The following is a 12,984-nucleotide window of genomic DNA, read 5'->3' as shown; positions in this document are numbered from 1 at the left end:
TAATAAACTAGAGGTTAATGTCGCCCACCATTTTAGAAGGCACTACCACCTGGTCGAACTCCTCGGCCGTTACATAACCCAGTTTGATAGCCATTTCTTTCAGCGTAGTACCCTCTTTATGGGCAGTCTGCGCAATTTCTGCTGCTTTGTAGTAACCGATCTTAGTGTTCAGCGCAGTTACCAGCATCAGTGAATTATCTACGTGTTTTTTGATGTTAGCTTCGATGGGAGCAAGGCCTTCGGCGCATTTATCGTTAAAGCTTACACAGCCGTCGCCGATCAGGCGGGCAGAGTGCAGGAAGTTGTAGATCATTACCGGTTTAAACACGTTCAGTTCGAAGTGACCGCTGGCGCCGCCGATGCTGATGGCAACATCGTTACCCATTACCTGTGCGGCGATCATTGTGAGCGCCTCACACTGCGTTGGGTTTACTTTACCCGGCATGATAGAAGAACCAGGCTCGTTATCGGGAATATAAAGTTCGCCGATACCAGAGCGTGGACCAGAGCTGAGCATACGGATATCGTTAGCAATTTTCATCAGGCTCACCGCCACTGTTTTCAGTGCGCCGTGTGCTTCAACGATAGCGTCGTGTGCAGCCAGTGATTCGAATTTGTTTTCCGCAGTGATGAAAGGTAAACCAGTAAGGTCAGCGATCTTTTTCGCTACGTTCTCAGAGTAACCTTTAGGCGTATTAATGCCCGTACCTACCGCAGTACCACCCAGCGCCAGTTCGCTCAGGTGCGCCAGGGTATTGTTGATCGCACGCAGACCGTGGTCCAGTTGCGACACATAACCACTGATTTCCTGACCCAGTGTAAGCGGCGTAGCATCCATAAAGTGGGTGCGGCCGATTTTCACGATGTCTTTATACTCCTTTGCTTTGGCAGCCAGGGTATCGCGAAGTTTTTTAATACCGGGGATGGTTGTTTCCACCAGTATTTTATATGCCGCAATGTGCATGGCAGTCGGGAAAGTATCGTTAGAGGACTGTGATTTGTTTACATCATCGTTAGGATGTATCACTTTGTCTTTATCAGAAAGCTGTCCACCGTTGATTACATGCGCACGGTAGGCCACCACTTCGTTAACGTTCATGTTACTTTGGGTGCCCGATCCGGTTTGCCATACTACCAATGGAAACTCATTATCCAGTTTACCTTCCAGTATTTCGTCGCAGGCCTTAGCGATAAGGGTTGCTTTTTCGGCAGGCAGTACACCCGCTTCCTGGTTAGTAAAGGCCGCAGCTTTTTTCAGGTAAGCAAATGCGCGGATGATTTCTTTGGGCATCCTGTTAATATCCTGTGCGATGCGGAAATTGTCGATAGAACGTTGGGTTTGCGCGCCGTAATATGCATTCACGGGCACTTTCACCTCTCCCATCGTATCTTTCTCTATTCTGAACTCCATATGCTGAATTTTAGGGATACAAACCTACAGGAAAATGAGGAATTGACGGGTCATTTTTAGACTTTTTATTCTCCTTTGAAGTTTGGCGCCCTCTTTTCGATAAAAGCAGCCGCACCTTCCTGCAGGTCTTTGGTGCTAAAACAGCTACCAAATTCCACAATCTCGAGGTCGAAGCCATCCACATCTTTGTCCATAGCGCCATTCACGCATTTTACTACGCGGGCAATGGCCAGTGGGGCTTTAGCTTCGATCTTTTGGAGGATGGCGGTGGTTTTGGCGATCAGTTCTTCGGCTGGTACTACGTGGTTAACCAGGCCGAGCGAGAGGGCTTCCTGTGCCGTCACCATATCTCCCGTCATAATTAATTCAAGTGCCTTGCCTTTACCCACCAGTTGTGTAAGGCGTTGTGTACCACCATACCCGGGAATAATGCCCAGGTTCACTTCAGGCTGGCCGAACTTAGCATTTTCGGCAGCAATGCGAAAATGGCACGCCATGGCCAGCTCACAGCCACCACCCAGGGCAAAACCGTTAACGGCGGCCACTATTGGTTTAGGAGAATCCTCAATACGCTGGAATATAACATGCCCACGTTTGGCCAGTTCTACACCCTGTTCGGTAGATAAAGAGAGGAACTCTGCGATATCAGCCCCGGCTACAAAAGCTTTAGGCCCTGTACCGGTAATGATGGCGCTCTTTATGTTTTTGTTCGTGTATACTTCGTCGATAGCCAGCGCCAACTCCTGCATTACCTGCTGGTTGAGCGCGTTCATTTTATCGGGCCTGTTAATAGAGATAACGAGGGTGTTGCCGGATAGTTCCGTTTTGATGGTTTCGTACATAACGTTGGTTTTTAAACTGGTCCTGATTAAAAGTTACGGTGGGCGGCCGTCCATTCAGTGATGTAGCCTGCAATTTCCTGGGTATGTGTGCCCGGGGGAAATATTTTGCCCACGCCCAGTTGGTTCAGTGCTTTAATATCTTCTTCGGGAATGATGCCGCCGCCTGTTAGCAGTACATCATTCATGCCTTTTTCCTGCATAATGGCCAATACGCGGGGGAAAACCGTCATATGGGCACCACTGAGTATGCTGATGCCGATTGCGTCCACATCTTCCTGTAACGCAGCATTTACGACCATTTCGGGAGTCTGACGTAAACCGGTATAAATTACTTCCATGCCGGCATCCCGCAGGGCCGAGGCAATAACTTTGGCACCGCGGTCGTGGCCATCAAGTCCCACTTTGGCTACCAATACCCTTACCGGGCGATTTACAGGGTTGACCATAACCTTTTTTGATGTTAAACTGTAAATGTAGTATTTTATCGGTTATAGGCGCGACGTTAAGGAAAACCCCAGTTTATCTTACATTTGCAGTCCGGTAAAAAGCCAAAAGTTATATGAGCGAGGAAAAATCGTTAAACTTTATAGAACAGATCATTGAAGAGGATATAGCCAATGGAACTCATGGCGGCAGGGTGCTTACCCGTTTCCCGCCAGAGCCGAACGGTTATTTACATATAGGCCACGCCAAGTCCATTTGCCTCAATTTCGGACTGGCATTGAAATACAATGGCCAAACCAATCTCCGTTTTGACGATACCAATCCCATTACGGAAGATACCGAGTACGTGGATTCCATTAAACAGGATATCCAATGGCTGGGCTTCAACTGGGCCAACGAGTTTTATGCGAGCGATTACTTCGAACAACTATACACCTTCGCGTGTAAACTGATCGAACAGGGATATGCGTACGTAGACGACTCCACCTCCGAAGAAATTGCCGCCATGAAAGGCACGCCTACAGAACCCGGCAAGGAAAGTCCTTACCGCAACCGCAGCGCTGCCGAAAACCTGGACCTGTTTACGCAAATGCGCGAAGGTAAGTTCAAGGACGGAGAGAAAGTTTTACGGGCGAAAGTAGATATGTCGGCCCCCAACATGCACATGCGCGACCCCATCATCTACCGCATCCGCCACGCACACCACCACCGCACCGGTGATACATGGTGCATCTACCCGATGTACGACTTTGCCCACGGACAAAGCGACAGCATCGAGCAGATTACCCACTCTGTATGTACTTTAGAGTTCATACCTCACCGCCCGCTGTACGACTGGTTTATAGAGAAATTAAACATATTCCCCAGCCACCAGTACGAGTTTGCGCGTTTGAACATGACCTACGCGATCATGAGCAAACGCAAACTGCTGCAGTTGGTCAACGAAAATCATGTTACCGGTTGGGACGATCCCCGTATGCCCACCATCAGTGGTTTGCGCAGGCGTGGTTATACACCCGACAGCATCCGCCAGTTCTGCGAAAAGATCGGCGTAGCTAAACGCGATAACCTGATCGACATCAGCCTGCTGGAGTTCTGCATCCGTGAGGAGCTGAACAAAACCGCCAACAGGGTAATGGCCGTACTGGACCCTATCAAACTGGTACTGGCCAACTATCCCGACGGACAGGTAGAGGAAATGCAGGTAGAGAACAACCCTGAAGATACTACTGCAGGTAGCCGCACCGTACCGTTCAGCAACACGCTGTACATCGAGCGGGAAGACTTTATGGAGAACCCTCCGAAGAAGTTCTTCCGCCTGGGCGTTGGACTGGCCGTACGTTTAAAGAGCGCTTACATTGTGAAGTGCGATAGTTTCGAGAAAGATGCAGATGGCAATGTAACCACCGTATACGCCACTTATCTTCCCGAAAGCAAAAGCGGCACCGATAACAGTGGCCTTACCGTTAAAGGCACGATTCACTGGGTGAGCGCGCAACACGCCGCCACAGCCGAAGTGCGCCTGTACGACCGCCTGTTTAAAGTAGAAGATGTAGGTAATGCAGAAGGTGATTTCAAAGATCATATCAATCCCGAATCGCTCACTGTTATCCAGCATGCCTACGTAGAACCATCGCTGCTGGAAGCCAAAGAAGGTACACGTTTACAGTTTATGCGTAAAGGTTACTTCTGCGTGGATAAAGACAGCAAGCCCGGCCGCCCGGTATTCAACAGGACCGTTACGTTGAAAGATACCTGGGCAAAGGAATCGAAACGATAGTTATTTCAGATAGACAGAAGCCTCGCAGAGATGCGGGGCTTTTTGTTTTTAGGGATGGCGGGGTGAGCTTTATGGTGGTGTGTACATAGCGGCCTTCAGCAATTGTTTCCTCATTGCTGCGGGGCTTTTTGTTTTTTGGGTGGAACAAGCCTTGTCACACGTTGTTAAGCTCGCGGTGTATACATAGCAGTTGGACAAAAAAAGCCCCGCATTACTGCGGGGCTATAGCTATTTAGAGTTCAGAGGTGCTAAGCGAATAATGGTAGTGCATGCTGAATACGGGCAATCGTTTCCTCCTTACCCAATGCTTCTGCAATCACAAATACCTGCGGACCGAACTTGCCACCGCATAACATAATGCGGAAAGGCATTTGCAGTTCGCCGGGTTTGATACCCTTAGCAGTTGCCAGTTGTTTGAAGCTCTCTTCGAGTGCGACCGCGTTGAAGTCGGGTAGCTGGGCGAAGCCGGCAGCCCATTCTTCGAAGAACTGTTGTTTCTCCGGTGTCCATTTCGGCTTCACCGAATCGACATCGATAGTCGTTGGTTTCTGGAAAAAGAAGAAGCCGTGGTCCCAGATTTCGTTGACGAACTGGCAGCGTTCCTTTACGAGGCCTGTTACCTTCATCACAAAATCTTCGGTGGCGGTGATGCCTTTTTCCTGTAACACTGGCTGCAACAGCGCAGCGAGCCTGGCATTATCCGTTTTCTGGATATACTGCTGGTTAAACCATTTTGCTTTATCGAAATCGAACTTGGCGCCGCCCTTATGAACACGGTCGATGGAGAAACGTTTGATCAGTTCGTCCAGCGAGAATATTTCTTCACCGGAACCATCGTTCCAGCCCAGCATAACCAGCATATTGATAAACGCTTCCGGCAAAAAGCCCATCTCCCTGAAACCTTTTGTGAGGTCACCGGTTTTAGGATCTTTCCAGTTCATGGCATACACCGGGAAACCTAAGCGATCGCCATCGCGTTTACTGAGTTTACCATTACCATCCGGTTTCAGGATCAGCGGAAGATGCGCCCATTGCGGCATATCCTTTTCCCAGCCCAGGTATTTCCAGAGCAGTACGTGGATAGGTGCAGAAGGCAGCCATTCCTCGCCCCGGAAGGCGTGCGTGATCTTCATCAGGTAATCGTCCACTACAACGGCCAGGTGGTAAGTGGGCATACCATCTGCTTTGAGCAGCACTTTATCATCCACGGTAGACGTATTAAAGGTAACCGTACCGCGGATCATATCTGTAAAGCTTACCTCTTCGTTTACGGGCATGTTAATACGAACCACGTGTGGCGCACCTTTTTCCAGCAGTTCAGCCGTTTCGGCAGCACTGAGGGTAAGGGAGTTCCGCATGGTAGCGCGGATGGTTTGGTTGTATTGCGGGGCGTGGTTGCCTTTCGCTTTCTCCACTTCACGCATGGCTTCCAGCTCCTCGGGGGAGTCGAAGGCGTAGTAGGCGTAACCAGCGTTGACCAGTTGCTCTGCATACTGGCGGTACATGGGTTTGCGCTCACTTTGGCGGTAAGGACCGTAAGGACCGCCTTTAACCGGGTCTTCATCCGGCTCCAGGCCACACCAGCGAAGGCATTCCTGTATATATTCCTCCGCTCCTTCTACAAAGCGGGTTTGATCAGTATCTTCAATGCGCAGCACGAATTCGCCGCCCTGCTGCTTAGCGAATAAATAGTTGAACAGCACCGTACGAACACCTCCCAGGTGAAGGCCACCCGTAGGGCTCGGTGCAAAACGTACTCTTACTTTTTTCTGTTCCATAGCCCGCAAAGGTAATATTTAGTTGGAAAATGGTTCCAAACCATAACAAGCCTTCATGGTTTATTATAAAAAGATGCGCTACATTTAAAGCGTATTATACCTGGCAACCGTATGTTCTATTTCACAAAAACACCAGCACTGCTCAAAAAGGTGTACAGCAGCTGCATCTGGAGCTTATCACCAACAGCCCCTGTTGTATATTTTACCTTTGATGATGGCCCGCATCCCCAGGCAACGCCATTTGTGCTGGACCAGTTGAAAAAGTACGACGCTAAAGGCACGTTTTTCTGCATAGGCAAAAATGTAATTGAGCAGCCGGAGATCTACCAGCGCATCCTGTCCGAAGGCCATGCCGTAGGCAACCACACCCACAACCACCTGAACGGCTGGAAGACCGGTAATAAGGCTTACCTGGAGAACATCTCCACTGCCGGGGAATACATCAGGAGCAATCTGTTTCGTCCGCCATATGGCCGTATTTCTCCTTTCCAGATACGCCAGTTGCACCAGCAAAAGCCGCCTTATAAAATCATTATGTGGGATGTTTTAAGTGCCGATTTCGATACAGAGATTAGCGGCGAAGACTGCCTGCAGAACGTAGTGTTTAAGATGAAGCGTGGGTCGATCATCGTATTTCATGATAGCGCCAAGGCCTGGGACCGGCTGGAGTATGCGTTGCCACGGGCGTTGGCGCATTGCCAGAAGGAAGGGTTGAGGATGGAGGTGTTGCCGCAGTAGGAGGTTATGTTGGTGTATATACCGGGTATTGGATTGACGAGATGAACTGCGTATTGGTGAGCATGTATACACCGCAATCCATCTAATATCGGTGGGCCATGTATACACCTTAGCCCGTCAACCGGAATAATGGCCATGTATACACCGTTCACCCACCAATCTGCGTCATGGCCGTGTACACACCGCTATCTCATCTACCTAAAAATAACTTATTGATTTAATAGCGATGGCCAGGCAACAACAGCCTGGCCATCTTAATTTTTAACACTGATTATGACAATTTGCTAATTAGCGTGTAAGAGTAATTTCTTTGGACTTATCACCTACAGTAAGAGTGGCTTTATCGTCGCACACATTATCACCGTAGTTAATGTTGCCTTTGTAACCATTCACTGTAACCGCCAGGATACCTTTAGACAGGTAAAGGCAATCTGCCTTTTTGACCAGCGGCTCCTGCACGTTGAAGGTAGCCTGGATAGAATCTGTAGAAAGATTGGCGGTGCCTTCGAGGCTGTATACATCATCACCCAGGTCGAGCAGTGTAGCACTACCATCGGTTTGGGAGATTTTGCGGTTGGTAGTGTAAGTGTAAGCCTTTCCGCTTGGGTAAGTAACCTTACCACCGGCAACGCTGTAAGTATAACCAAAACCCTCGCTGGTAGTAGTGTTGGTAATGGTTTGTGTGCCTTCTATTTTAATATCGTTTACGGAGTAATTCTCAAATGTTAGAGAAGCTGTACCGCCGCTGGCGAACAGGAATTTGTTTAGCGTAAACACCAATTTGCCTTTACGCGTGCGGCCTTCGAAGGTACAACCGGAAGTGCCGAAATCGAGCGTCACCGTTTTAGGCCACACACCCAATTCAACCGGCGTAATACTCAGCGAGGCACACATATCAGTTTCTTTAGCAGCACCTGCGCCTGCCAAACGACTATTCCTGTTCAAATCACTTTCCGAATAACTGGTATTGACAGTAAGCTGAAAAGCATCATCATACAAAGCAGCAGCTTCCGCATTCACCTGTGCAGCGGCCAGTGTTTGCGCATCATTTTTTTCGCTGGAAACCTTATCATCCTTTTTACAGGCAAAGAAAATTGTGACTGTGGCAACGGTGAGGATACCCGTAGCTAATACTTTGTTGGTGTTAAAATAATTTCTCATCATAAAGGTTTTTGGATAGGTATGGCTAATTCGACCGTAACTTTGCTTTCCGGTTTAATTAGTATTAAAATTAATATAAAAGTAAATAAAATCAAATTATCTCTAAAATATATATAATGACCTGGATCGACACTCATACTCACTTATATAGTCCCAAGTTCGAAAATGATCGTAATGAAATGATTAAGAGGGCTTTTGAGGCCGGGGTGACGCACCTGTTTATGCCAAATATTGATAGTTCTTCTATTGAGGGAATGTTAAAACTGGAAACCGAATTCCCCGGACAATGCCTTCCGATGATGGGTTTGCACCCCTGCGACGTGAAAGAGAACGTAGAATCGGAGTTAACTATTGTGCGCCAGTGGCTGGAGAAGCGAAAATTTTGGGCCGTTGGAGAAATAGGGCTGGACTTTTATTGGGATAAAACCTATGTTTCCCAGCAATATGAGGCTTTCCGCGAGCAAATAAAGCTGGCGCTTCAATATGATATACCCATCGCCATCCATAGTCGCGAGTCGACCCGCGAGTGCATAGACGTGGTGAAAGAACTACATAATGGAAAACTTACCGGCGTGTTCCATTGTTTTTCCGGATCGGTGGCCGAGGCGAAAGAAATTACAGAGATGGGGTTTCACCTGGGCATAGGTGGCGTCGTTACTTTTAAGAAGTCGGGATTGGAGCAGGTGCTGGAAGAAATTGGGCTCGAACACATTGTTATTGAAACAGATGCGCCCTACCTGGCCCCGGTGCCCTACCGCGGGAAAAGGAACGAGAGCAGCTATGTTCCGCTCGTGGGAGAAAAGATCGCAGATATAAAAAATCTAAAAATTGAAGATGTAGCTGCGATTACAAGCATGAATGCCCGCAAATTATTCAAAATGCTCTAACTGATAAGTAGATACATTTGCACTGCAATTGCAACCAGATACATGAGTAAAATACTTATCATCTATACGGGAGGAACCGTGGGGATGATCTACGACGATAAGACCAACGCTTTACGACCGATCGGCTTTAATGAAATCCGCAACAACCTTCCTGAATTATACAGGATGGGGATCGACTTTTACGTATACGCTTTTAATCCGCCCATGGACAGTTCCGACATGTCGCCCGATGTGTGGGTGGAACTGGCCGGGATTATAGAAGACCGCTACGACCGCTACGACGGGTTCGTGATACTTCACGGCTCGGACACGATGGCCTTTACCGCTTCCGCCCTCAGCTTCATGCTGGAGAATCTTACCAAACCTGTAATCCTTACCGGCTCCCAGTTGCCTATAGGCAAAATAAGGACCGATGCTAAGGAGAACATTATTACAGCGATGGAGATAGCCGCCACCCGTATAAATGGAGAGGTGATGGTGCCGGAAGTATGCATCTACTTCGACTTTATGCTGTTCCGCGGTAACCGCGCCAAAAAGTATAATGCCGAAAAGTTCGAAGCATTTTATTCGATGAACTACCCGGCGCTGGCCGAGGCAGGCATCGACATCAAATACAAACACCAGTACGTATTGCCGTGCCCCGATAAACCACTAAAGGTGCATAAGAACCTGGAGTCGAACATCGCTGTACTGAAAATATTCCCTGGTATTAATCGCCGCGCGGTAGATGCCATCATTAACACACCCGGGTTAAAAGGCCTGATACTGGAAACGTTCGGCAGCGGCAACGCCACCACCCAGCAATGGTTTATCGATTGCCTGAAGCGCGGCATCGACAAGGGTATCGTGATGGTAGACATTACACAGTGTGATGGTGGATCGGTAGAGCTTGGCAAATACGAAACCAGCCGCTACCTGCAGGACATAGGCATCATCAGCGGTCATGATATGACCTTCGAAGCCGCCACCACCAAACTGATGTTCCTGCTAGGGCAGGAATTAAGTCAGGCCGACCTGAAGAACCAGATAGAAACGTCGCTGCGCGGGGAACTGACGCCTTCCGAAATTGCATAAAAAGTTGGAAATATGGCAAAGATCATTATCTTTGCAGCCCTGAATAAGGATTCAACCTAACGGAGAAGTGCAGGAGTGGTTGAACTGGCACGCCTGGAAAGTGTGTAAACTCGAAAGGGTTTCAAGGGTTCGAATCCCTTCTTCTCCGCAAGCTTTAAGCTCGTTATCGCAAGATGGCGGGCTTTTTTGTTTTACAACACCTCCACATACCCATCCGTTCCGTTCAGCCGTATCCGCTGCCCGTCCTTAATCAGCTTAGTCGCATTCTCCACCCCCACTACTGCCGGCAATCCATACTCACGTGCTATCACAGCGCCGTGTGTCATTAATCCGCCAACTTCGGTTATCAGGCCGCTTATCGATACAAACAACGGTGTCCAGCTGGGATCTGTGAAGGTCGTGATTAATATATCGCCTTCTTCTATTACGGCGTCTTCTATCTTTAAAATAACCCGGGCACGGCCTTCGATGATGCCTGAAGATACAGCCAGGCCTGCAATGGCACCTGCCGGAAGATACTCCCGGTTGTAAGCGCCACTAATAATTTCACCATCAGAGGTGATCACACGCGGGGGCTGTAGCTTTTCATACAATCTGAATTCTTCCTTTCGTTTGTGGATGATTTCGTAGTCAGCTTGTTGATCATGTACTACTTGCCGAAACTCTTCAAAAGTGAGGTAGTAAACATCTTCTTTCTCATGAAGAATGCCCGCCTCCATTAGCTTCTGAGCCTCTTTCAGTAAAGCTTTTTTATAGATGAAATAATGGCTCACCCAACCATATTTCGGATACTCTCGATAGCCGGCGAAGTTACGTAGCAGGTCGATCTGCTGTTTGGTTTCTGCTGCTTTCTGTTCGCCATCGGGCAATTGCTTCAGACGTTGTAATAGTTGCCTTTCCTTATTCACAGCCTCCTGCAATCCGCGTTCATATTTGCGGGTGCTTTCGTTGGGTTGAAAGTTCTTAATGTGACTGAGGATTATGGGGATAAGTGTTGCAGGCTTTTCGCTCCAACGGGGCTTGGTGATATCAATTTCGCCTGCACATCGCATTCCGTATTTATCAAGATAAGCAGTGATAACATTATAAGCCTGCTGACCACCATCAACGATCATCAATCCATCCATAAAATGCTCATCCTTTGCCTGTTGTAGATAGTTAACTACATCCGGGTAGGGACGAATTATATCAGCCACATCCAGCAAGGCCAGGCCCATTTCGGAAGTAACATTGTTGGCAACGGACTGTGATAGCGCATCTGCAGCATTCTTCTCCCCCAGCCACTCGTTCATTTTTTCATTGATCCATGAAGAGGCATTTATCGCCGCCATAATAGCAGCGGAACCTTCCGGATCAAATAAAAGCTTCTTTAATTGAACGATATCTTCTGCAATAAAATCAAATGCATCTGCTCCTGATTTTAATTGAATATCCTCTTTAAGCTTTGTCAACGCTGCCTGATGTTCATTGACCAATCGCGCAACAATTGCAGGATCACTTTTGATCGGAGATGGATTGATATAAACAGGCATCACTTTATCGCCGGGCGCTGGGTCGGGCTTGAGTTTTATAAAATTGCCGCGATCTATGATGGTGGTAAGCGCATCTTTTATAAGTGGATCGGATTTAACAAGCAAGCTTAACATCATATTCCTCATAGTATCCGACGCAAGACTGTCCGTTATATCTACAAAGAGCCGTGCACCGGCAATACTCATCGGGCGGAGTGCCGTCAACAACCAAAATGACAGACCCAATGGCTTCATCGCATCGGTCATCATTTGCTGATGACCCACGGATATATACACGCGATTCTCTTGGTCTGCGGCTTTAGGAATGGGATATAAAGTGGTGATGGGACGGCTCTGCACCACATAAAACTTATTGTCCGCCAAACACCATTCTATATCCTGGGGATGTTTCAAATGTGCTTCTATTTTCCTGCCAATGTGTTCCAGCTGTAAGATCTGTTCATCGGTCAATGACTGCATTTGCTGCCTATCCAATGCTATCTCCCGTGTTTTAGTACCCCCAATTTCGATGGCAAGCACCTCCAGCTTTTTGGTCGATATTCTTTTCTCCTTCACCTCGCCCTCACACACCCTATAGTTGTCCGCGCTCACCATACCCGCAACCACGGCCTCTCCGAGTCCAAAACTTGCATCGATCGACAACACTTTCCTGTTAAACGTAACAGGATCGGCAGTGAACATAATGCCCGACACCTGCGGAAAAACCATCTTTTGCACCACCACCGCCAGCTGCACTTTACGATGATCGAAACCATTTTGTAAACGGTAAATAACTGCCCTCTCTGTATACAGCGATGCCCAACATTTACTGATATGTTGTAGTATTGCCTCTTTACCAATGATGTTCAGGTAAGTGTCCTGCTGGCCGGCAAAGGAAGCGGATGGCAAGTCTTCGGCAGTGGCGCTTGAACGTACGGCATAAGGCGACGCGTCCGAAAGGTGAAGTATAATTTCTTCTACTACCTCCTGCGGAATCATGGCTTTCTCAATATGGCTGCGGATATCACCACTCAACGCAGCGATGTTTTTACTATCTCCTATACTCAGTGCTGATAACTGCGCGATTAACGCCTTAATATTATCAGTTTGCCCTATCACTTTTTTAAAAGCTTCGGTGGTAACACAGCAACCATCAGGTACATGTATACCATCAATCCGGGAAAGCTCGCCGAGGTTAGCGCCTTTGCCACCAGCGATCGATAATTGACTTTTATCCAGGTCACGCAAATTGAATACAAGAGGATTTGCCATATTATTTGAGTTATAAAACCAGTGGTGAGTGTTCAAATGTATTCAATTGAGGGGCGGCAAAAAATCATTTTACAGTATATTTTTTT

General features: G+C 47.9%; 10 protein-coding genes and 1 tRNA gene. 5 read left to right on the top strand and 6 right to left on the bottom strand.

The window, feature by feature from the left end; translation table 11 throughout:
• Window positions 1-7: 7 nt before the first annotated feature.
• The 3 genes from fumC to QZT80_RS10945 all read right to left on the bottom strand — a co-directional run bounded on the left by fumC (window position 8) and on the right by QZT80_RS10945 (window position 2,699).
• Window positions 8-1,411 carry a class II fumarate hydratase gene (gene fumC / locus QZT80_RS10955; protein WP_295121655.1) on the bottom strand — a complete coding sequence of 468 codons (1,404 nt, stop codon included), beginning with the start codon at window positions 1,409-1,411 and terminating at the stop codon, window positions 8-10.
• A 65-nt stretch (window positions 1,412-1,476) separates the two neighbouring features.
• On the bottom strand, window positions 1,477-2,253 hold the full coding sequence (locus QZT80_RS10950; protein ID WP_295121654.1) for an enoyl-CoA hydratase-related protein: 777 nt from the start codon (window positions 2,251-2,253) through the stop codon (window positions 1,477-1,479).
• A gap of 26 nt (window positions 2,254-2,279) precedes the next feature.
• Entirely contained in the window at window positions 2,280-2,699 is a 420-nt protein-coding gene (locus tag QZT80_RS10945; protein WP_295121653.1) for a cobalamin B12-binding domain-containing protein, read from the bottom strand.
• A gap of 113 nt (window positions 2,700-2,812) precedes the next feature.
• Between QZT80_RS10945 and QZT80_RS10940 the strand changes: the two genes are divergently transcribed.
• Complete coding sequence (locus QZT80_RS10940) at window positions 2,813-4,477, top strand: glutamine--tRNA ligase/YqeY domain fusion protein (RefSeq protein ID WP_295121651.1); 1,665 nt, start codon at window positions 2,813-2,815, stop codon at window positions 4,475-4,477.
• 248 nt (window positions 4,478-4,725) lie between these two features.
• Here QZT80_RS10940 and gltX read toward each other — a convergent pair whose 3' ends face one another.
• The gene (gltX, locus tag QZT80_RS10935; protein ID WP_295121649.1) at window positions 4,726-6,255 is read right to left on the bottom strand and encodes a glutamate--tRNA ligase; all 1,530 of its coding nucleotides are present in this window, start codon (window positions 6,253-6,255) and stop codon (window positions 4,726-4,728) included.
• Window positions 6,256-6,366: 111 nt separating this feature from the next.
• Between gltX and QZT80_RS10930 the strand changes: the two genes are divergently transcribed.
• On the top strand, window positions 6,367-6,993 hold the full coding sequence (locus QZT80_RS10930; RefSeq protein WP_295121647.1) for a polysaccharide deacetylase family protein: 627 nt from the start codon (window positions 6,367-6,369) through the stop codon (window positions 6,991-6,993).
• Window positions 6,994-7,281: 288 nt separating this feature from the next.
• Here the strand turns inward: QZT80_RS10930 and QZT80_RS10925 are convergent, their stop codons facing one another.
• A complete protein-coding gene (locus tag QZT80_RS10925; protein ID WP_295121645.1) occupies window positions 7,282-8,157 on the bottom strand; it encodes a hypothetical protein in 876 nt (291 codons plus the stop codon).
• 113 nt (window positions 8,158-8,270) lie between these two features.
• Between QZT80_RS10925 and QZT80_RS10920 the strand changes: the two genes are divergently transcribed.
• From QZT80_RS10920 to QZT80_RS10910, 3 genes are all read left to right on the top strand, one after another.
• Complete coding sequence (locus QZT80_RS10920; RefSeq protein WP_295121643.1) at window positions 8,271-9,041, top strand: TatD family hydrolase; 771 nt, start codon at window positions 8,271-8,273, stop codon at window positions 9,039-9,041.
• Between the two features lie 42 nt (window positions 9,042-9,083).
• On the top strand, window positions 9,084-10,115 hold the full coding sequence (locus QZT80_RS10915) for an asparaginase (protein ID WP_295121641.1): 1,032 nt from the start codon (window positions 9,084-9,086) through the stop codon (window positions 10,113-10,115).
• Window positions 10,116-10,176: 61 nt separating this feature from the next.
• Window positions 10,177-10,263 (top strand) — tRNA-Ser (locus QZT80_RS10910).
• A gap of 43 nt (window positions 10,264-10,306) precedes the next feature.
• Here QZT80_RS10910 and ppsA read toward each other — a convergent pair.
• Complete coding sequence (ppsA, locus tag QZT80_RS10905) at window positions 10,307-12,898, bottom strand: phosphoenolpyruvate synthase (protein WP_295121640.1); 2,592 nt, start codon at window positions 12,896-12,898, stop codon at window positions 10,307-10,309.
• Window positions 12,899-12,984 lie beyond the last annotated feature (86 nt).

The organism is uncultured Chitinophaga sp. (genome assembly GCF_902168175.1).
Taxonomy (GTDB): Bacteria; Bacteroidota; Bacteroidia; order Chitinophagales; family Chitinophagaceae; genus Chitinophaga.
This window is presented reverse-complemented; position numbering and strand designations above follow the sequence as displayed.